Genomic DNA, 20,051 nt, shown 5'->3' on the forward strand with positions numbered 1-20,051 from the left:
GTTACTCCTAGGCGTCAAAGTCGAGGACGATGTTCGGCGTGGTGGGGCGCGACTGGCAGGTCAGGATGTAACCGGCCTTGACTTCGTCGGCCTCCAGCGCATAGTTCTCCGCCATGTCGACCTCGCCCTCGACCAGCTTGGCGCGGCAGGTGCCGCACACGCCGCCGGCGCAGGCGAAGGGGACGTCGGAGCGCACGCGCAGGGCGGCATTGAGCAGAGACTCGTTGGCAGAGACCGGGGACTCAACAGAACCGGAGAGGCCATCGAGCTGGAAGTTGATGGTGACGTTATCGCCTTCCGGATCCACCTCGACGTGGCGTCCAGATTGGTTCTGATCCCCAGAGGGCTTGCCGGTGGTAAACAGCTCGTAGCGCACGTCCTTCTCACCCACATCGCGGCCAGCCAGCTCATCGCGCACCAACTGCACTAGCTCGAAGGGGCCGCAAAGGAACCATTCGTCGACAGTGTCCGTGCGCACGACGTTATCCAGCAGGGTCTGGAGTTTTTCGGCATCGATGCGCCCGGAGAACAGCGGGTTAACGCGCTGCTCGCGGGACAGGACGTGGTGCACGGCAAAGCGGGTAGGGAACTTGTCCTTGAGGTCACCAATCTCCTCGGCGAACATGACGTCGCCGCCGCCCTTGTTGGCAAAGATGAGCTCGAAGGTGGTGTCGGGGGAGGTGTGGAGCACGGTCTGGGCGATGGCCATGATTGGCGTGATGCCGGAGCCCGCTGCAATGGCCACGAGGTGTGGGTTCTCCAGCTTCTCCAGTTCTTCGCGCACGGCCTCGGGGTTGTTAAGGCCGGTCAGGTGAGTCTTTGAGGTGAACGCGCCCTGCGGGTTCATCACGTCCATGGTGTCGCCGGGCTGCAGAGTGTCGTTGGCCCACGTTGAGAACACACCACCGCGGTCGCGCTTAATGGCCACGCGCAGCACGCCGTCGCGAGGCACATCGCAGATGGAATAGGAGCGGCGGACTTCCTGGCCGTCGATAGTCGCCCGCAGGGCTACGTACTGGCCGGGGATGTAGTCATAGTCGTCCTGGAGCTCCGGAGGGATAGCGAAGGAAACCTCCACGGAGTCCTCGGTCAGGGCGCGCACCTCGGACACGGTCAGGGTGTTGAACGTGGCCTTCTTCTTTGCGGGGGCAGACGGGGTCGTGGTCATTAGTGCACCTTGAAGTAGTCGAAGGGCTCCAAGCAATCCTGGCAGTTGTAGAGAGCTTTGCAGGAGGTGGAACCGAATTGGGCAAGCTTACGTGTGCGGCGGGAGCCACAGTGGGGGCATTCGATGGCCGGCGGCGGTTCGAGTGTGAGCGGGATAGGACCTTCCGGCGTGGCCCGGGTTTTTCCGCTGGGCGGGGCAATGCCGTAGTCCTTGAGGTTTTGCCGGCCGGTCTCCGTCATCCAGTCGGTGGTCCACGCTGGGTGGAGCACGAGATCGACGCGCACCTTGGCGAAGCCGGCATCGGTCAGTGCCTTGGTGATGTCCGCCGTGATGTGTTCCATGGCGGGGCAGCCGGAGTAGGTGGGGGTAATCGTGGCCACCGCGGTATCGCCATCCAGGCGAGCGTCCCGAAGAATTCCAAGGTCGGCGATGGAAATCACGGGGATCTCCGGATCGGGAACCTCGGCGGCGACGTCCCACACGTGGGCGTCGTCAGGCTGCGTGGGGCGCAGCGGGTGGGATTTATCTGTGATGGACACGATGAAACCTTGGTCCTTTCCTTGTCTTTACCAGGTCGCGCCGGGGTGTTGGCGCGCCAAGGACTGCATCTCCGCGAGGATGAAACCGCGGTGCTCGGAGAAACGCCCGGTGCGCTGCCCGGAGCGGGCTTGCTTGACGTCCGGGATGGCCAGACCTGCCTTGTCTAGGACGTAGGCGATGCGCTCATCGAACTGCGCGCGCAGGCTCGAGGGCAGAACTGCGATGCCTTCTGCCGCCAGCTTCTCGTGAAGCGGGAGATCCTCGAAGAGCTCGTCAAGGTAGGGCCACATGTACATCAGGCCCTCCGTGATTCGGCGGTGGGACTCCTCGGTGCCTTGGCCCAGACGAAGAATCCACTGGTTGGCGTGGTCGACGTGGTACTCGACTTCCTTGATGGCCTTCGCCGCGATCGCCGCAATGGTTTCATCCTGCGACTCCAGCAAGGCCGTGTAGAGCCCGTACTGGTAGTAGGAGAAGAGCAGCTGGCGGGCGATGGTGTAGCCGAAGTCGCCGTTCTCCTGCTCGACCAAGCGCGCGGAGCGGAACTCCTCCTCGTTACGGAAGTAAGCCAAGTCATCCTCGGTCTTGCCCCATGCGGTACCGGCGTAGGTCAGTAGGAAGCGGGCGTGCCCGATGAGATCGAGGGCGATGTTGCCCAGTGCGATGTCCTCTTCCATCTCCGGCGCGCGGGAAATCCACCAGCCCAGGCGCTGGGCCAGGATGAGGGCGTCATCGCCCAGCATGAGCGCATAGCGAGCCGTGTCCTCGGGGGCCACTGCGCCGGAGGCGGCGATGTCTTCTGCGGTGATGCCGTTGCCCTGCGATTGCTTGGTCGCAGAATCGGCGGCTGCAAATCCGGTCACAGGTGCGGCACTCCTTCCGACTTGTCGTAGTACGTGGCGTGGCGGTAGCTCTTGCCCTGCGGGGATTCGAAGAATCCGCCCTTGGAGTCCGGGTCGGAGGAGGCAATGGCTTCGCTGGGCACAACCCAGACGGAGGTTCCCTCGTTGCGGCGGGTGTAAAGGTCACGGGCATTGCGCAGGGCCATGGTGGCATCCGGTGCGTGGAGCGAGCCGGCGTGAACGTGGGAAAGGCCGCGGGAGGAGCGTACGAAGACCTCCCACATGGGCCAGGTGGAGCTGGACATGGAATCTTCCTTAAAGTGTCGTGGCTGGTTGGGCAGTGTGCTTGGGCTTAGGCGATAAGCGAGGTGTCAGCCGAGTGGTGCTTCTCGGCGTAGGCTGCGGCAGCCTCACGGACCCACGCGCCGTCGGCATGCGCTTGGCGACGTCGCTGCATCCTCTGCACGTTGCAGGGGCCTTCGCCCTTGATGACGGCCTTGAACTCGGACCAGTCGAGCTCGCCGAAGTCGTAGTGGCCGCGCTCTTCGTTCCATTTCAGGTCCGGGTCCTCGAAGTGCAGGCCAAGGGCTTCGGCCTGCGGGACAATCATGTCCACGAAGCGCTGGCGCAGCTCGTCGTTGGAGAAGCGCTTGATGTTCCATGCCATGGACTGCTTGGAGTTGGGGGAGTCATCATCCGGCGGGCCGAACATCTGCAGTGCTGGGCCGTAGAAACGGTTGATGGCTTCCTGCGCCATCTGCTTCTGCTCGGGGGTTCCGTGGGACAGCTCGTAGAGGATCTCCCAACCTTGACGCTGGTGGAAGGACTCTTCCTTACAGATGCGCACCATGGCGCGGCCGTATGGGGCGTAGGAGGCGCGGCAGAGCGGTACCTGGTTGCAGATGGCGGCGCCATCCACCAACCAGCCGATGGCTCCGATGTCGGCCCACGTGCGCGCCGGGTAGTTGAAGATGGAGGAGTACTTGGCGGTGCCGTCGAGCAGCTGCTGAACCAGCTCGTCGCGCGAGGTGCCCAAGGTCTCCGCGGCGGAGTAGAGGTAGAGGCCGTGGCCGGCCTCATCCTGCACCTTGGCCATGAGGATGGCCTTGCGCTTGAGCGAAGGCGCGCGGCTGATCCAGTTGGCCTCCGGCTGCATGCCGATGATTTCGGAGTGCGCGTGCTGGGAAATCTGACGCGTCAAGGTCTTGCGGTAGGCAGCGGGCATCCAGTCGGTGGGCTCGATGCGGGAGTCTTCGGCGATGAGCTCGTCGAAGCGCTGCTGTGCTTGTGCTTCATCCGCGGCCGGGACGGCGGCGAGTGTTTTCTCTGATGGGGTCATGGGAGGAATCGTTCCCTCTCTGCTCAGTGTCGGCTCGGTGATACTTACTGACTGGTTGGTCAGTATATGGGGCATGTGTGAGCTATGTCAACCAAGTTTGTGAGCTGCGCCCTACTTGTTGCGGTTCTGGGGCTTGGCGGGCAGCACGCGGTACGTGCCGCGGAATTCGGCGATGGGCTTTCCCTTGATGCTGAGGGTGACATCGACAACGCCGTTGCGGCCCCAGGCTTGGCGGGTCACCCCAACCCCGTCAACGACATCCCCTTCGAAGGCGGGGGCGATGTAGTGGATTGAATTGTGCGCGGCCACGGCCAAGTCGCCACCGGAGTTGCAAACGCCGGCGAAGATGGAATCGGCAAACATGTATAAATAGCCACCCTGTGCCGTGCCATGTCCATTGCACATCTCCGGGCGGACGGTGAAGTGGCCTTCACACTTGCCCACGTCTAGCGCGGTAATTTTCGCGCGAATCTCCGCGGTGGCACGGTCATCATCGAACATGGTGCGCACGTGGGTGAACTCGGGGCCTTCGGCGACGCCGGGGGCGAGGATGGGGTGCTCGGTGCTCATGGGAATTCCTCCTTGAGGTAAGGGGTTTCCGCAGTGCTGCCGAGGGAGCGAGAAGGGGTGTGGTGGCTCACTAGTCTAACGGTGCTCGGGGCTCTCTGCTTGAATGGACTGCGTGAAGAATGAGAAATCCGCTGTCCAGGGCGCGGCACGTGGCCGCCCCGGCTATTCCCGTGAAGATGTCATTCGTGCAGCTGTCCGTGCTTTTACAGCCCGCGGCTACGACGCCACGTCGATGGACAACGTGGCGAGCGAATTGGGGATTTCTAAGTCCGCGCTCTATCACCACATCTCGTCGAAAGAAGAGATTTTGGAGCTCACGGTGGTGCAGGCGCTGAGCCGTTTGGAGGCGGTCGCGGAAGAGGTGGCCGCGGCCGATGTATCGGCGGGGGAGAGGGTGCGCGGGCTGTTGCGTGGCTCGATTGAGGTGCTGTGCTCCGACCCGAAGTCTGTCGCGCTCTTGCTCCGTTTGCGTGGAAACTCCGAGGTGGAGCGGAGCGCGTTGGAGCGCCGTCGTACGCTGACGCGTTCCGTGGTTCCGCTGGTGGAGGCTGCTCAGGAGGAGGGGGCTATCCGCTCCGACATTGAGGCTCCGCTGTTGACCCGCATGATTTTCGGAATGATTAACTCGACGTCTGATTGGTACGAGCCGGAGGGGCGACTTGGTGCCGAGGAGCTGGCCAGCGCTTTTGAGAGTGTTGTTTTTGGCGGCCTAGCTCCGCAAGCGACGGGCTAGTCGCGATGGGCAAGTAGTCGATCGGCTAGTCGGGGGCGAGCGTTTCGCTCCGCCGTTGGGGCTCCATATGGGGGTGGGGGCTTCTTTTGTCGGTGAAACCGCCGTGGCCTGCGATGATGTGTCGCGCTTCAAAAACTTGGCCTAATTGTGTTGTCTATCACCACAACGGCCTGTAGTGTACGTCACAAGACTTACCCAACCGAACGGTAAGTAATTAACGTACTTTTGTGCGTTGTCCCAGCTAACCAACTTCTTGCAGCACTTTCGAGGGAGCTTAAAGGGTGTGGTATTTCCCTCTCCTCGAAATGAAAGGCAAATGACGTGACCGCAACGTTTGATATCTTCTCTGACCACCACGGCCCCCAGATGGGCATTGAGTACGCCTCCCGCGATGAAATCATTGCGCTGCAGACCGCGCGCGCGAAGAACGAGCTTCGCCACGCGTACTACAACGTCCCGCACTACCGCCGTGCGTTCGATGAGAAGGGCGTTCACCCGGATGACTTCAAGGAACTCTCGGACTTTGCGCTGTTCCCGTTCACCGACAAGGAAACCCTTCGCGCGGAGTACCCCTTCGGGATGTTTGCTGTTGGCCAGAACCAAATCTCCCGCATCCACGCTTCTTCCGGCACCACGGGTCGCCCGACCGTCGTGGGATACACCGAGAATGACGTGCGTATTTGGGCCGAGCTCGTAGCCCGTTCGCTGCGGGCAGGCGGCCTGCGCAAGAGCGATAAGGTGCAGATTACGTTCGGCTATGGCCTCTTTACCGGCGGCCTGGGCGCTCACTATGGCGTTGAGGCCCTAGGAGCCACGGCGATTCCGACCTCCGGTGGTCAGACGGAGCGCCAGATCCAGATCATGCAGGACTTCCAGCCGGACGCAATTCTGGGTACGCCGTCTTACGTGCTCAACCTCCTTGACCGCATGCGCAAGGAAGGCCTGGATCCGCGCGAATCCTCCCTGCGCGCCGGCGTCTTTGGCGCCGAGCCGTGGAGCGAGGGAATGCGCCGCGAACTCGAAGAAGGCTTCGGCATTACGGCCACCGATATCTACGGCCTCTCCGAGGTAATGGGCCCTGGCGTGGCCCAAGAATGTGTCGAGACCAAGGATGGCCTGACCGTCTGGGAGGACCACTTCTACCCAGAGATCATCGATCCGGAGACCATGCAGCCGGTTCCAGACGGCGAGTACGGCGAGTTGGTCATCTCCTCCCTCACCAAGGAGGCCTTCCCGATCATTCGTTACCGCACCCACGACATCACCCGCCTGCTCCCGGGCACTGCGCGTTCGATGCGCCGCATCGACCGCATCTCCGCTCGCAACGATGACATGATCATCCTGCGTGGCGTGAACTGCTTCCCGTCGCAGTTCGAGGAGATCATCACCGAGGACCGCCTGCTTCGCCCGCGCTACCAGTGCGTGCTGAGCAAGCGTGGCCGTATGGACCACCTCACCCTGGTGGTTGAGCACTCCTCGGAGGCTACTCCTGATCAGATCGATGCCTCCGCCGCGTGGCTGAAGAAACAGATTAAGGAGCGCATCGGCGTCACCGTTGGCGTCGAGATTACTGACCACGTCGATTGCGGTGAGGGCAAGGCCAAGAGGATCGTCGACAACCGCGATCAGTAAAACACTGCAGCGTTCTCGGCTTCTTCGGCACGCCCCGCCTCACTCATTGCCCCTTTCGTTCACTGGCTTTAACTGTATCCACCGTGCTTCTGCACCCATAGAGAAAAGACTCCCACTATGTCTGCACCAGTCACCCAACAGCCTGCCCAAGGGCCGGGAATCACTACAGAGCACAAGCGCGTGCTCGCCGGTTCGATGGTCGGCACCACCATTGAGTGGTTCGACTTCTTCATCTACGCTCAGGCCGCCGGCCTGATCTTCGCTACCCAGTACTTCGATCCGGTCTCCAACGAAAGCGCCTCCCTCGCACAGATCATTGCCTGGGCGTCGCTGGGTATTTCCTTCCTTTTCCGTCCTCTCGGGGCAATTTTGGCCGGCCACTTGGGTGACCGGCTCGGACGCAAGCCGGTCCTCGTGGTCACGTTGGTCGGCATGGGCTTGGCCACCATGTTGATGGGTGTGCTGCCGACGTACGCCTCTATCGGCATGGCAGCGCCTATCCTGCTAGTGATCTTGCGCATCCTTCAGGGCCTCTCCGCCGGCGGCGAATGGGGCGGCGCGGCGATGCTGGCCGTTGAGCACGCGCCGCAGGGCAAGCGTGGACTGTTCGGCGCGTTCCCGCAGGTTGGTGTGCCTCTTGGTATGTTTCTTGCCACCATCTTCATGCTGGTTCTCTCCTCCGTCCTCACTCCGGAGCAGTTCCTTGCCTGGGGCTGGCGCATCCCGTTCCTGTCCTCCGTGGTGCTCATTCTCCTGGGCTACCTGATTCGCCGGGCAGTAGAAGAGTCCCCGGCCTTCGCGGAGATGGAGGAACTAAAGGAAAAGTCCACGGCACCGCTTGCGGTCCTGTTCAAGGGCCACCTCGGAACCGTCATCAAGTGCGCGGTCATCTTCGCCGCCAACAACGCGATTGGCTACTTCGTCATCGCCTACTTCACCGCCTATGGCACGAAGGTCGTGGGCTATACCCGCCCCCAGGCCCTTGGGGTAGCCCTGATCGCGTCGATTGGTTGGTTTATCGGCACGCTGTACTTCGGCCACCTGTCTGACCGTTTGGGGCGCCGCACGACGTTCATTGGCGGCTACATCGTTTTGGCGCTGTATATCACCCCGGTGTTCTGGGCGGTTGACTCGGGCAACGTTATGTTCTTCGGCGTAGCCGTGTTCCTCCTGGGTGTCATCCTGGGTGCGACCTATGGCCCGCAGTCAGCGATGTACGCGGAGATGTTCCCGGTGAAGGTGCGCCTGTCGGGCGTGTCCATCGGCTACGCCTTCGGCTCCATCATCGGTGGTGCCTTTGCCCCGATGATTGCAGAGATGCTGTACACGCGGTACGAGACCTCGAGGGCCATCGCCGCCTACGGCATCGCGATTTCGGTCGTTTCCCTCATCGGTGTGCTCACCGTCCCGAAGGGTATTCAGGACCGCGATCTGCACGTTTAATCGCCCCGAGTTTGTTCACCCGCCACCCCCTTTAGCGCTTAACCCTTTCTCCGCTGGCTTTTGTTCCGGTTGGAGGGTCAGGCCCTAAAGGGGGTGTGGCGTTGTGGGGGTAAATAATTATTCAAAACGGTACCTATAGGTTGGCAGGTAGGCTAAGCTTCTCGCTAATACTCGTCGTACGCGGCCCGTATAAACAATTCCTACGGTCTTGTGGTGCGCGATATTTGCTCAAGAAGAAAGTTCTCTCATGACCACATCAACCCCGCATAAGACTCGCTCTACACGCGATACTTTTAATACGCGTTTCGTCTTCCTCATGGCCGCCATCGGTTCCGCCGTCGGCCTGGGTAACATCTGGCGCTTCCCTTACGTTGCCTATGAGAACGGCGGCGGCGCCTTCCTCATCCCATACATGGTGGCCCTGCTGACCGCCGGTATCCCCATCCTGTGGTTCGACCTCGCCATTGGTCACCGCTTCCGCGGTTCTGCGCCGCTGGCATTCCGCCGCATCAGCAGCCGCTGGGAAGGAATCGGCTGGTTCAAGGTCGGCGTGAACTTCTTCATCGCCATCTACTACGCCGCCATCATTGCGTGGGCAGCGCTCTACACCATTAAGTCCTTGCAGCAGACGTGGGGCGAGGATCCTTCGACGTACTTCATGGTTGACTTCCTCCAAGCAGACGCGGAGGCAACCTATTCCGGGCACGTTGTCCCATCCATTCTGGGCGTCATGATCCTCGTATGGGTTGTCTGCATCGCTACGCTGGCCACGAGCATCAACAAGGGCATCGGCAAGCTGACCTCCATCTTCCTGCCGGTCCTGGCCGTCATGTTCATCATTCTGGTGATCCGCGCCTTCTTCCTTGACGGCGCCGCCGAGGGCCTCAACGCCTTCTTCACTCCGGACTGGTCCGTGCTGAGCAACCCGTCGGTGTGGATCGCCGCCTACGGACAGATCTTCTTCTCCCTGTCCATCGGTTTCGGCATCATGATCACCTACGCGTCCTACCTCAAGCCGCGCACCAACCTCACCAACACGGGCCTGGTTACCGCCTTTGCGAACTCCTCCTTCGAGGTTCTCGCCGGCATCGGTGTCTTCGCCACTCTGGGCTACATGGCCGCCCAGCAGGGCGTGTCTGTCGATGAGGTGGCTGAGTCTGGTATCGGTCTGGCCTTCATCGCTTTCCCGACGATCATTAACCTCATGCCGCTCGGCTGGCTGTTCGGTGTCCTCTTCTTTGGCTCCCTGTTCCTGGCCGGTGTGACCTCGCTGATCTCCATCATGGAGGTCGTTGTCTCCGCCGTGGCAGATAAGTTCAACATCTCTCGCCGCGTTTCTGCCATCAGCGTTGGCAGCGCGATGGGAGTACTGTCCTGCTTCCTGTTCGCCACCTCCTCGGGCCTGGTCACTCTGGACATCATGGATAAGTTCACCAACAACTTGGGCATCGTCTTCGGCGCCATCTGCGCCCTCGTAGTCGTCGGCTGGGTGACCGGCCGCCGCCGCGAGATCCAGCAGCACATCAACGCCGTGTCGCAGTTCAAGGTGGGTGGCTTCTGGCAGTTCCTGACTTTCGTCGCGACCCCGCTGCTGCTCGTCTACTTCCTGGTCAACGAGATCATCACGATTGTCCGCGAAGGTTATGAGGGCTACTCCTCCACACAGATTGGGCTCTTTGGCTGGGCGGTTCTGGGCGTCATTCTGCTCGTTAGCTTCGTCATGCCGCTAGTGGACTTCCGCGGAAACAAGTACCTGGACGGCATCGAGACGTCTGATTACGGCGTCCCAGTGGGCGGCCGCCCGGTCGGCACACCGAACCCGCTTGCCACAGGCAACGCCGCCGCACCGAACACGGACGACAAGTAGCGGCTAGTAGGAAAGGAGAATAACAATGACTACAAGCGCAATCCTGCTCTTTATCCTCTTCGTCGTCGTCATCTGGGGCGGACTGGTTGTGTCCTCCATCTGGTTGGCGCGCAGCGACGATGAATTCACCGGTGAGCTGGGTAACGCCCCCGGCACTGACGACGAATCGCTATCGCACCGCGTGCACCACTAAAGGGGGAGGGCAGTCAACGGCTGCCCGCTCACACCTGCCCCTTCCTATATCTCGACTACCGTGCGCCCATGGCGGGAGCCGGCGCGCAGCTCTTGAGCGGCAGTGGCGACATCGGCCAGCGGCACCGTTTCAGTAATAGAGTTCAGCATGGTGAGGTCGAGGTGTTCGTCGAGAAGCTGCCAGGCCGCCTCGCGCACCTCGCGGGGCGCATCGACGGAGTTACCGCCGGCCAGCACGATGCCGCGCAGGATGAACGGCAGCACCGAGGCGGGAAGATCCGGACCAGCCGCCATACCGGTGGCCGCCACCACGCCGCCCCAGCGCACCTGCGCCAGCACGTTGGCCAAGACGGTGGAACCGGCGGTGTCAATGGCGCCGTCGTACAGCGCCTTCTGCAGCGGGCGGCCGGTCTCAGACAGCGCTGCACGGTCAAGCACGTGATCCGCGCCGAGTGAGGTGAGGTACTCCGACTGGGATTCCACGCGGCCGGTGACGGCGGTGACCTCGTAGCCGGAAGACTTGAGCAGCTGGACCGCGATGGAGCCCACGCCGCCGGTGGCACCGGTGACGAGGATGTGGCCCTTCGTCGTGCCGTGCGTGCGCAGCTGGTTGACGCAGATAGCGGCGGTGTATCCGGCCGTGCCAATCGCGGCGGCATCGTGCGCGCTGAAGCGTTGGGGCACGGGGATGGTGGCTTCACCGTTGACGCGCTGGCGGGTGGTGTAGCCGCCATGGCGAAATTCGCCCAGGCCATCGCCGCAGGAGACGACAAGCTGGCCAGGGCTCAAGCGTGAATCGGACGTTTCCACCACGGTGCCCACCACATCGATGCCCGGGACGAGCGGATCGATGCGCATGACACCTTTATCGCCCTCCAGGGCCATGGCGTCCTTGTAATTGAGGGAGGAGAACTGCACATCCACGACCGTGTCACCTTCCCCGAGCAGGGGCTGCTCTTGGAATGAGTGCGTTACTCTGGAATCCGTGCGAGTGACAATCAGTGTGCTCATAGGCACTATCGTACAGAGGATGTGAAGCAGCGTTTTCTGGCTTCTGCTTCAGCCGGCTTCCAGAGAACATGGTTAGGGTGAGGCGCATGACTGGGATAGAAGCTCAACGCCCGCGCAATCGGCTGCGGCCCGCGCCGGATCCGTATCGGCACCTGCTTCGTGATTCTCTCCTTGTCGCAGCCCTGTCCCTGGTGGTCGTGGTGTTGGCGACGGTGGGCAAGCCCTTCATGGACATCCCCGGCGTGGTGGACGGCTCCGCGCATGCGGTGCGAAGGGTCAATCTGCAGCTCTTTGGCGGATTTGAGAACGCCTCCGTGTGGTACGGCGGATGGACCGATCTCCTGGGGAATATCGCCCTCTTCATGCCGCTGGGAGCGGCGATTTACGTGGCCGGGCGCAACCGCGTCAGGATTCGCTGGGGCTTGGGCGGGGCGATGCTCATCGGCCTCATGGTCAGCCTGTGCATAGAAAGCGCTCAATACGTCTTCGCGCTGGGCTTTAGCGATATCGACGACCTCTTATACAACACGGTGGGTTCTGTCCTCGGCGCCGCACTCATGGCGCGCGTGGGACGCGAAGAGCAGATGAAGATTCTGCGCCGCCTCGGATTCCTGCTTGCGCTGGCAGCGGTGGTGCTCCTCGCCATGGTGGCGCTGTAGTACTTAGCTGGGCGTACGCACGAGCTTGGCGACGTCCCCCGCCACCCGCCGCGCATAGGGGGAGACACCGGTAATCGTGGCCGAGCCAGGACCAGTCCACGAGCCATAGCCCACGGGGAAGAAACCTTCCACCGTGGGCTTTCCTTCTGCCAGCAGCCCGGGGAAGGGGCGCAGCGCTGGGCGGAAGCCGGTGGCCCAGATGAGGTCGCTAAAGCCCTCGCGGTTCAATTGGTCCAGCGAGGAAAACATGTCGGTGGCGCGCAGAAGACCGCGATCACGGGCCTTGAGTACCGGCGGGACCATGACGATATCTCCTAGCTCACTTTCCGGCCCCGGGTCCGGCTCTCCCCGAAGTTTTGCCAGCATGCGCTGTCTGTTGCGGCTAAAGAGCACGCGCCCGTCGACATCATCCGGCATCCAGCGCGGCGGGTGCGCGGTAAACCACGTGGTGTTAACACCAGCGAGGGCTAGCTCGGCGGCGATTTGGGCACCGGAGTTGCCCGCGCCGACTATGGCCACACGGCTGCTACGGTCGCTGCCGGCGCCGTCCACGAAAGGCTCAGGCCCCGGGTAGCTCGCCGTGTGCCATCGGCGCCCCTGGAATTCACCGGGGTAGAAGGGGATGAACGGCGCGGACCAGGTGCCCGTCGCAGCCACGACGGTGCGGGAGCGGAACTCACCGTGGGTGGTGAAGAGGTGGAAGAGGGGGTCGTCGTCAAGCACGCGCTCCACCGCCACCCCGTGCCGGACCGGCAGGTCATAGCGCTGCTCATAACGGGTGAGGTAATCCACCACGTGGGACGCCGGCGGGAAGCCCGGGTAAGAAGGCATGGGCCAGCCGGGCAGGGTGGAGGACTGGGCATCGCTAAAGAGCGTGAGTGAATCCCACACGTGCTGCCAGGCCCCACCAGGGGAGGAATTGGCGTCGAGGATGAGGAAATCGAGCTTCTGACGGCGTAGGTAATAGCCGGTGGCCAGGCCGGATTGGCCGCCACCCACCACGATGCAATCGTAGGTATGCATCTATTGGATGAGCTTTCGCTCACGGGCCGCGGAGACGGCCGCCGTGCGGGTTTCCACGCCGAGCTTTTGATAGACGTGGATGAGGTGGGTCTTGACCGTGGCTTCGGAGATGAAGAGCCGCTGGGCAATCTGCTTGTTGGAATCTCCCGTGGCCAGCGCCTGCAGGATCTCCAGCTCGCGTGGTGAAAGCGCAGTCTCCGGCTGTGCCAAGCGCTCCGCCAGGAGGTTGGTGACTTCAGGCGCCAAGGTCCGCTTTCCCGCGGCCGTGTCGAGCACCGCGGTGTGCAGGGTTTCCTCGGGGGCGTCCTTGAGCAGGTAACCCAGCGCGCCCGCCTCCACGGCGGCCAGGATATCCGCCTGTGTGTCATAGGTGGTCAGGATGAGCACCGGTGGCCCATCGAGCTCGCGCACGCGCCGGGTGGCGGCGATGCCATCGACGTCTGGCATCTGAATATCGCAGACAACCACATCGATGTGGGGAACATCAGCATCCGTCAGCTGCTCGACGGTCGAGCCGTCGGAGCCTTCCAACACCACCTCGATGTCGGGGAAGGCGTTAAGAATCGCGCGCAGCCCGGCGCGGACCACGGGGTGATCATCGATGAGCATCACGTTGACCATTGCTGCTGCTTCCTGTTGGGATTCGCACCGCGAGCGCGGTGCCGGCGGGTGAAGATTCTACCTGGACGCTGCCGCCGACGCTGCGAACACGCTGCTCCAGGCCGGTCAGTCCGAAGCCACGTGGCCCTTCGATGCCGCGGCCGTCGTCGACCACATCGAGGATGATTCCATCCTCGAAAGAGCCGAGGGTGACCACGGCCTTGTCGGCATCGGCGTGTTTCATGACGTTGGTCAGCCCTTCCCGCGCGGCGCGCAAGATGACGTGGGAAAACTCGGTGGGGACGTCGGCGCTGCCGGTGAGCTTGAGCCCGAAGCGGGTGCGCAGCCCCAGGCCCTTAGCTTGGGCTTGGAGCTCATCCACGAGGGAGCGCAGTTCCGCGTCGAGGGAGGAGGCAGGGGCTGCGAGCTCTTTGACGAAGCGCCGGGCCTCGGCCAGATTATCCTGGGCCACCTTTTCAATGAGTGCGAGCTGCTCGGTCACGTCCTGTTGCGCGGATGTGTTCTTGGCGGCGCGGCTGAGCAGGACGATGGAGGAAAGACCCTGCGCCACGGTGTCGTGGATTTCGCGGGAGAGCCGCTCCCGTTCCTCAAGGCGCCCGGCTTGGTGCTCGCTGGCCGCCAGCTCCTCCTGGGTCTCACGCAGCTGCTTGGCGACGGCCGCGTGGTGCGCCGCCTCCGCCTGAACCCGGCGGGCGGCGTGGTAGACGGCCACGGCGAAACAGGTGCCAATGAACGGCCCGATGGCCGCGGCCGCGGTCCAGAATTGCGGGTGGATCCACGCGGGGACGAAGGCGGCGACGGCCCACAGCACCACGCTGGCGACGATTCCTGGCCAGAAGGGAAGCGCATGGATAAAGACGAAGACCAGCGGGAACTCGAGCCACATGAAGTCTTGGGCGTGCACCATAAGCCCGATCCACAGCAGGCACAGGGCGGCGAGCCACAGCGTGGTGGGGGCGGGGCGGGTGATGGTGCGAGAGCCGAAGATGGCAAACCCCGTGTAGACCACTGCGAGTGCGATGGAGAGGCCGAGGGCGCGGGCGTCGAGACGGCCATCGGCCCATGCGCGCAGCACTCCAAACACGAGGAGAAAACCGAACATGGTGTGCAGTCCCACGGTCCACAGTTTGTTGCTCATCATCACGGCAGTCCAGCTTATCCGCTGGCTGGTCGAGGGCGAATCAACCAACTGGTTGAGTGGAGGTTCAACTGGCTACCCGATTACTTTCAGCGCACGCACACGCAGGATTAATAGTATGTTCCTGGCATTAAGAGAGATAGTCACCGCCCGCGGTCGGTTCTTCCTGATCGGCGGCGTCGTGGCTCTAATTACGTTGTTGCTCGTTATGTTGTCCGGCCTGACCCAAGGCCTGTCCAAGCAGAATACTTCTGCCCTCGAGACACTCGGGGAGCAGACTCCTTATGTGACCTTCTCGACGGAAGACCCCTCCTTCACCGAGTCGGAGATCTTCGCCGAGGATGTCCCTGTCTCGGGCATTCCGCTCGGTACTTCGCAGACCAAGCTGGAGGGCCACGGCGGTGTGGCGGTTATCGGTTTGCCCGCCGGCACCCAGATCCCCGGCTTTAGCACCGTGATTCCGGAAGAAGGCATGGTCTTGAGCCAATCCATCGACGACGCCCTGCACGCGCCGTCCCGGGGCACGCTCGGCGGCGTGGACCTAGACGTGAACGCGGTGGTCGAGGATGAGTATTACTCCCACTCCCCGGTGGTGTGGGTCTCTACCGAAACCTGGCAGCAGGTCTCCCATTCTCCTGAGGACATGGTGGGCGTAGCCGTGCTGTCCCAGGAGCCGACCGACACCTCCGTGTCCATGGGCAAGGCCCTGTCCGGTCTTCCGGCTTATAGCTCGGAGCGAGGTTCCCTGCTGACCATGCAGGCCTTCCTCTACGGTATTTCCGCGCTGGTCACCATCGCTTTCCTGAGCATCTGGACCATCCAGCGCACCCGTGACCTGTCCATCCTGCGCGCCCTTGGCGCCAGCGTGAAGTACCTGCTCAAGGATGCCATCGCGCAGGCTGCCATCATCCTGGCGATTGGCGTGGGGGTAGGCGCGCTCGTCGGCTGGTTGCTGGGCCTTGCCGCCCAAGGTGCCGTGCCCTTCGAGGTCTCCGCCATGACCGTCATCGTCCCCGCGCTCGGTATCTGGCTGCTCGGCATCGCTGGTGCTTTCCTGGCCACCCGCCGCGTTTCCAAGATCAACCCGCTCGACGCCCTAGGAGGCAACGCCTAATGACTACCACCGCTTCTTCCCCTGCACTGTCCCTTCGCGACATCGTGGTGACCTACCCAGACGGCCAGTCCCGCACCACTGCACTCGACGGCGTCAGCTTGGACGTCAAACCCGGCGAGCTCACCGCCGTCATCGGCGAATCCGGGTCCGGCAAGTCCACCCTGCTGTCCGTAGCCGCCGGCCTCATCGAGCCGGACTCCGGCAGCGTGGAGCGAACCGGCTCCCGCGGCCTCATCTTCCAGCAGGCCAACCTGCTGGCCGCCCTGACGGCGCGCGAACAGCTGCTCATCATTGACCACATGGAGGGCCGCAAGCCGCGCCAGGATCGTGCCGATGAGCTGCTCAGCTTCGTGGGCTTGGAGGGCTTTGGCAACCGCCGGATGAACCAGCTTTCTGGCGGCCAGCGCCAGCGCGTCAACATTGCGCGCGCGCTCATGGGCCAGCCTTCCGTGCTGCTTGCCGACGAACCCACCTCTGCCCTCGACTCCAAGCTCTCCCGCGAGATTGCCAAGCTCCTGCGCGGTGTCACCGATGACTTCGATACCGCAACCCTGTTCATCACGCACGACCGCAGCCTGCTTGATTATGCCGACAACGTGGTTGAGGTCAAGGACGGAAAGCTTTCCGAATACTCTGAGCTAGCCGCGTAGGAAGCCTCTCATCTCTCACGTGTTCAAACAAAGGGGTAAATTATCACCCCGTTATGATACGACCCCGCAAGCCCCGAGTAAGCCCGACTGACTACCCGCGCATGCAGCAGTGGACCGCGCTGCATGCGCTCATGTTGAGCATCACCGTGGTGGCCTGCGGGGTCTTTATCGTCGCTGCTCACAGAATCAAGGGAACCTCCCGCGAGGCGTTCATCCGCCGGATGGTGGGCTGGGCCTTGCTGGTGGCGGGTACTGCGTGGACGGTCATCTCCTTAGACCCGAAGCAATTCGATATCCGAGAGTCTTTGCCTTTGCACCTGTGCGATGTGCTGCGCCCGATTCTGGCGCTGGGCCTCATTACCGGCAATGAGCACGCCCTGACCTTGACCTACTTCTGGGGCATCATCCTCAACCCGCAGGCCATTATCACCCCGGACGTCATCTACTACTTCTCCCCGCGGTGGCTGCGGTTTGGTACCTATTGGTTCTTCCACATTGTTGCACTCGCCGTGCCGCTGGCGCTGACTTTCGGCTTGGGCTACCGCCCGACGTGGAAGGGCTACCGCTTCGCCGTGAAGGTCACGCCGGTGTGGATGGCTATCGCGATGGCAGTCAACGCGAAGACCGACGGCAACTATGGCTTCCTGAACCACGCGCCGGGCAGCCCCTCCATCATCAACCTGCTGGGACCTTGGCCTGGCTACATCGTGGCAGAGACCCTCGCCGTCGCAGCAGCATGGGCCGGAATGACGTGGCCGTGGGAGAACACCTCACTGCGCCGCGGCACCGTGGCCGTTGGCCCGCGCGGGCTCATGCGCAAGTCCGTCGGTACCGCGTCCGGGATCCTGCGCCGGGCCAAGGTACGTTTTCGTAAATAGTGGCCCGCGAACCGCGAAATTATAGGGCTTCGTTGCGAAAACGTACCAAGGTGGTGGCGGCCAGGTACGGATCGATCAAATAAGGCCCCAGATCTTCGAATTTTTGGGGTGCTATTTGATCGAAACGTACTTAGCGGCGGAGCTAGCGCTCGGCGTTGAGGAGCCGCGCGATGGCCCGCGGGATGGCCGCCGCAATCTGGGAGGCCGAACAGGGCGCGAAGCCCTCGGGGGTCTCGGCCGCGATGGCCGCCGCGTGCGCGTGGATGGCGCCGGCGTGGAGGACCTCGGCGATGACCTCGGCAGGGGACGCGGCAGGTGCGTCAGCGAAGAGCTGGGCGATGACCGCGCCGAGGATACCGGAGAGCACGTCGCCGGAGCCGGGGGTCGCGGCAAAAGAGTGACCGGCGTTGAAGGAATAGAGCGGCTGGTCCGGCGCGGTGACGCGGGTCAGGCGGCCCTTGAGCAGGATGATGCTGTTTAGCTCTTCGGCTAGCTCGTGGAGGGCAGTGCCCCACCCAGCAGACGCATCGGGAGTAGAGCCGAAGGCGGCCTCGTAGAGGCGGCGGAACTCACCTTCATGCGGGGTGAGGATGGTCATCGGGTGTTCGGTGACTGTCTGGCGCAGGGAGGTATTGCGCGCTAGAAGCGTTAGGGCGTCGGCGTCGAGGATGGTGGGCAGTCCCTGCGCCAGTACCTTTCGTAGTTCGGTGGCCGCCGCTGCATCGGTACCGCGGCCGGGGCCCACGACCCAGGCCTGGGCCTGACCGGCGGAGGACACATCGGGATGGCAAACCAGCTCAGGCAGCAGAGAAGTAATCGAGTTATCCCCAATGAAGCGCACCATCGAGGGCGTGGCTCGCACGGCCGCGGTGGCGCAGAGGATCCCCGCACCCGGATAGGTATCGCTGCCGGCGGCTAGGGCGACGACGCCGCCGGAGTACTTATCGGAGCGCGCGCCTGGTGTGGGATCAACGATGGGGCCCGTGCAGCCAACCGGCCAGAGGCGGGAAGTGCGCCCGCCCGGCAGATCGATTTCGCCCGATTGCCACGCAAAGGGCGTCGGAACGGAGGGCTCGTGAGCGATGAATGCCGCTGGTTCATCGAGTTCGGCGAGGGTCTCAGCGAAAGAGGGCACGCCGGGCAAGAAGAGATCGGAGACCACAACCTGCCCGCATTCGGCGGCCAGCGCGTGGCCGAGGCGTGGCGAGCCAAAGGTGACGGTGACATCGGCGTGGACGGCATCCGCGGCGCACACTCCCGTATCGGCATCAACGCCGGTAGGCATGTCGACGGCTAAGACTGCAGCCCCGGCAGCGGTGGCGCGGCGGTAGAGGGACAAGGATGCATCGGAGAGGCCGCGAGCGGATCCGAGGCCAGCGATGGCGTCAATAAGCAGCGCGCTGCCGTTAGGCAGCGCATCGGCAGAAAGGACCGTACCACCGGCGCTGCAAAACGCAGCGAGGGCCTCCTCGTGGCAGCGTTCCGGGACCAGGGCATGGACCGTGACGCCGCGTGAGGCCAGCGCCGCACCGGCAAAGAGCCCATCCCCGCCGTTGCCGCCGGAACCAGCGAGAACGAGCACCGCGCCGGGGCGTGCCTCCAGCATCACTGATGCGGTTTCTGCCACCGCCGCGGCGGCCAGCTTCATGAGCTGATCCTCATGGGATTGCTGTTCCAGCAGGCGCTTCTCAGCGGCACGGACAGTGGCAACGGTATAAGCAGGGCGCATAACCCACACCCTAGCGCGCGGGTTGGCAGGTGGGGCACCAGAAGAGGTTGCGGCCCTGCATGACCTGCTCCTGGATCTTGGTGCCGCACACATGGCACGGCAGCCCCGCGCGGCGGTAGACATAGACTTCGCCACCGTGGTCATCCTTGCGGGGCTCGCGGCCCATGGCCTCCGGTGTGTGCGCGGGGCGGACCGTATCGATGCGGCCGTGCTCGACGCCGTAGTCCATGAGCTCCACCAGGTCCGACCAGATGGCATCGAACTCTGCTCGGTCGAGCTGGTTGCCGGGGATGAAGGGGGAGAGTTCTTGGCGGAATAGGGCTTCTGCGCGGTAGATATTGCCCACGCCAGCAAAGAGGCCTTGGTCCATGAGCATCGCGCCGATGCTGCGCCGCGAGGCATGCACGCGGGCCCATAGGGCATCCGGGTCGGCATCCTTGCGCAGCGGATCCTGGCCCACTTTCGCCACCTTGGCCTGGTATTCCTCCTCCGTAATGAGCGTGCAGAACTGCGGGCCGCGCAGATTCGCGGCTGTGGTGCCGTTATCGATGCGCAGCCGGATTTGGCCCCAGACATCGGCAGACGGCTCAAAGCGTAGGGAACCGATGAGGCCCAGATGGATGTAGATAACGTGGCGCGGGTTATCCGCATCGAAGTGGAGAAAGAGGTGCTTGCCAAAGGCTTCGGCGAGTAAGAGGCGGGAGTCGTCGACAAGCGCGGCCTCCGTAGCGAACCGACCTTGGGGGCTGCTCACGGCCAGCGGCTTGTTACGGAAATCCGCATTGAGTGTCCGAGCAAGGCGGTGAATAACGTGTCCCTCAGGCATGTCAGGAAGTCTACGCGGGGGCAGTGCTGCTGTAGACTTTCCGGGTACTACCCGTTGAACGGAAGGGCCTAAATAC

General features: G+C 63.0%; 21 protein-coding genes. 9 read left to right on the forward strand and 12 right to left on the reverse strand.

Going from position 1 to position 20,051, the window contains the following annotated elements; all coding sequences use genetic code 11:
• Nucleotides 1-7 precede the first annotated feature (7 nt).
• From paaE to QKE52_RS11235, 6 genes are all read right to left on the reverse strand, one after another.
• Nucleotides 8-1,168 (reverse strand): 1,2-phenylacetyl-CoA epoxidase subunit PaaE, encoded by a 1,161-nt coding sequence (gene paaE / locus QKE52_RS11210; RefSeq protein WP_347948822.1) that lies wholly within the window; start codon nucleotides 1,166-1,168, stop codon nucleotides 8-10.
• Nucleotides 1,168-1,707 carry a 1,2-phenylacetyl-CoA epoxidase subunit PaaD gene (paaD, locus tag QKE52_RS11215; RefSeq protein ID WP_046648766.1) on the reverse strand — a complete coding sequence of 180 codons (540 nt, stop codon included), beginning with the start codon at nucleotides 1,705-1,707 and terminating at the stop codon, nucleotides 1,168-1,170. Before paaD ends, paaE begins: the two co-directional genes overlap by 1 nt.
• A gap of 27 nt (nucleotides 1,708-1,734) precedes the next feature.
• Complete coding sequence (gene paaC, locus QKE52_RS11220) at nucleotides 1,735-2,571, reverse strand: 1,2-phenylacetyl-CoA epoxidase subunit PaaC (protein ID WP_070517300.1); 837 nt, start codon at nucleotides 2,569-2,571, stop codon at nucleotides 1,735-1,737.
• Nucleotides 2,568-2,855, reverse strand: a complete 288-nt coding sequence (paaB, locus tag QKE52_RS11225) for a 1,2-phenylacetyl-CoA epoxidase subunit PaaB (protein WP_046648767.1) — start codon at nucleotides 2,853-2,855, stop codon at nucleotides 2,568-2,570. The genes paaC and paaB overlap by 4 nt, the downstream gene beginning before the upstream one ends.
• A 47-nt stretch (nucleotides 2,856-2,902) precedes the next feature.
• The gene (gene paaA, locus QKE52_RS11230; RefSeq protein ID WP_046648768.1) at nucleotides 2,903-3,889 is read right to left on the reverse strand and encodes a 1,2-phenylacetyl-CoA epoxidase subunit PaaA; all 987 of its coding nucleotides are present in this window, start codon (nucleotides 3,887-3,889) and stop codon (nucleotides 2,903-2,905) included.
• A 111-nt stretch (nucleotides 3,890-4,000) separates the two neighbouring features.
• Nucleotides 4,001-4,459, reverse strand: coding sequence for a hotdog fold thioesterase (locus tag QKE52_RS11235; protein ID WP_046648769.1), 459 nt, complete (start codon nucleotides 4,457-4,459; stop codon nucleotides 4,001-4,003).
• A gap of 112 nt (nucleotides 4,460-4,571) precedes the next feature.
• Here QKE52_RS11235 and QKE52_RS11240 point away from each other — a divergent pair, with 112 nt between their 5' ends.
• The 5 genes from QKE52_RS11240 to metS all read left to right on the forward strand — a co-directional run bounded on the left by QKE52_RS11240 (nucleotide 4,572) and on the right by metS (nucleotide 10,327).
• Complete coding sequence (locus tag QKE52_RS11240) at nucleotides 4,572-5,192, forward strand: TetR/AcrR family transcriptional regulator (protein WP_284467204.1); 621 nt, start codon at nucleotides 4,572-4,574, stop codon at nucleotides 5,190-5,192.
• Nucleotides 5,193-5,513: 321 nt separating this feature from the next.
• Nucleotides 5,514-6,824 carry an AMP-binding protein gene (locus tag QKE52_RS11245; RefSeq protein WP_046648771.1) on the forward strand — a complete coding sequence of 437 codons (1,311 nt, stop codon included), beginning with the start codon at nucleotides 5,514-5,516 and terminating at the stop codon, nucleotides 6,822-6,824.
• A 117-nt stretch (nucleotides 6,825-6,941) separates the two neighbouring features.
• On the forward strand, nucleotides 6,942-8,267 hold the full coding sequence (locus tag QKE52_RS11250) for an MFS transporter (RefSeq protein ID WP_347948824.1): 1,326 nt from the start codon (nucleotides 6,942-6,944) through the stop codon (nucleotides 8,265-8,267).
• Nucleotides 8,268-8,514: 247 nt separating this feature from the next.
• The gene (locus QKE52_RS11255) at nucleotides 8,515-10,134 is read left to right on the forward strand and encodes a sodium-dependent transporter (RefSeq protein ID WP_102234452.1); all 1,620 of its coding nucleotides are present in this window, start codon (nucleotides 8,515-8,517) and stop codon (nucleotides 10,132-10,134) included.
• A gap of 25 nt (nucleotides 10,135-10,159) precedes the next feature.
• A complete protein-coding gene (gene metS, locus QKE52_RS11260) occupies nucleotides 10,160-10,327 on the forward strand; it encodes a methionine/alanine import NSS transporter subunit MetS (RefSeq protein ID WP_046648774.1) in 168 nt (55 codons plus the stop codon).
• A gap of 44 nt (nucleotides 10,328-10,371) precedes the next feature.
• Here metS and QKE52_RS11265 read toward each other — a convergent pair whose 3' ends face one another.
• Nucleotides 10,372-11,337 (reverse strand): MDR family oxidoreductase, encoded by a 966-nt coding sequence (locus QKE52_RS11265; protein ID WP_144014018.1) that lies wholly within the window; start codon nucleotides 11,335-11,337, stop codon nucleotides 10,372-10,374.
• 86 nt (nucleotides 11,338-11,423) lie between these two features.
• Here QKE52_RS11265 and QKE52_RS11270 point away from each other — a divergent pair, with 86 nt between their 5' ends.
• Nucleotides 11,424-11,996: a VanZ family protein gene (locus QKE52_RS11270; protein WP_347948826.1), complete on the forward strand. Its 573-nt coding sequence runs from the start codon at nucleotides 11,424-11,426 to the stop codon at nucleotides 11,994-11,996.
• A 3-nt stretch (nucleotides 11,997-11,999) separates the two neighbouring features.
• On the opposite strand, the gene QKE52_RS11275 is transcribed toward QKE52_RS11270, so the two are convergent.
• Genes QKE52_RS11275 through QKE52_RS11285 form a run of 3 tightly spaced genes read right to left on the reverse strand, consistent with a single transcriptional unit; the run spans nucleotide 12,000 to nucleotide 14,781 of the window.
• On the reverse strand, nucleotides 12,000-13,019 hold the full coding sequence (locus QKE52_RS11275; protein WP_347948827.1) for an NAD(P)-binding domain-containing protein: 1,020 nt from the start codon (nucleotides 13,017-13,019) through the stop codon (nucleotides 12,000-12,002).
• Nucleotides 13,020-13,640 (reverse strand): response regulator transcription factor, encoded by a 621-nt coding sequence (locus tag QKE52_RS11280; RefSeq protein WP_347948828.1) that lies wholly within the window; start codon nucleotides 13,638-13,640, stop codon nucleotides 13,020-13,022. It lies immediately after the preceding gene.
• Nucleotides 13,615-14,781, reverse strand: a complete 1,167-nt coding sequence (locus tag QKE52_RS11285) for a histidine kinase (RefSeq protein ID WP_347948829.1) — start codon at nucleotides 14,779-14,781, stop codon at nucleotides 13,615-13,617. Before QKE52_RS11285 ends, QKE52_RS11280 begins: the two co-directional genes overlap by 26 nt.
• Nucleotides 14,782-14,896: 115 nt before the next feature.
• Between QKE52_RS11285 and QKE52_RS11290 the strand changes: the two genes are divergently transcribed.
• From QKE52_RS11290 to QKE52_RS11300, 3 genes are all read left to right on the forward strand, one after another.
• Nucleotides 14,897-15,892, forward strand: a complete 996-nt coding sequence (locus QKE52_RS11290; protein WP_347948830.1) for an ABC transporter permease — start codon at nucleotides 14,897-14,899, stop codon at nucleotides 15,890-15,892.
• Entirely contained in the window at nucleotides 15,892-16,542 is a 651-nt protein-coding gene (locus tag QKE52_RS11295; RefSeq protein ID WP_046648781.1) for an ABC transporter ATP-binding protein, read from the forward strand. Before QKE52_RS11290 ends, QKE52_RS11295 begins: the two co-directional genes overlap by 1 nt.
• A gap of 101 nt (nucleotides 16,543-16,643) precedes the next feature.
• Nucleotides 16,644-17,420: a TIGR02206 family membrane protein gene (locus tag QKE52_RS11300; protein ID WP_347948832.1), complete on the forward strand. Its 777-nt coding sequence runs from the start codon at nucleotides 16,644-16,646 to the stop codon at nucleotides 17,418-17,420.
• 142 nt (nucleotides 17,421-17,562) lie between these two features.
• On the opposite strand, the gene QKE52_RS11305 is transcribed toward QKE52_RS11300, so the two are convergent.
• The gene (locus tag QKE52_RS11305) at nucleotides 17,563-19,149 is read right to left on the reverse strand and encodes an NAD(P)H-hydrate epimerase (protein WP_347948833.1); all 1,587 of its coding nucleotides are present in this window, start codon (nucleotides 19,147-19,149) and stop codon (nucleotides 17,563-17,565) included.
• 10 nt (nucleotides 19,150-19,159) lie between these two features.
• Nucleotides 19,160-19,975 (reverse strand): zinc finger domain-containing protein, encoded by an 816-nt coding sequence (locus QKE52_RS11310; RefSeq protein WP_347948834.1) that lies wholly within the window; start codon nucleotides 19,973-19,975, stop codon nucleotides 19,160-19,162.
• Between the last annotated feature and the right edge of the window lie 76 nt (nucleotides 19,976-20,051).

The sequence above is a fragment of the Corynebacterium sp. c25Ua_47 genome (assembly GCF_039907205.1).
Taxonomy (GTDB): domain Bacteria; phylum Actinomycetota; class Actinomycetes; order Mycobacteriales; family Mycobacteriaceae; genus Corynebacterium; species Corynebacterium hiratae.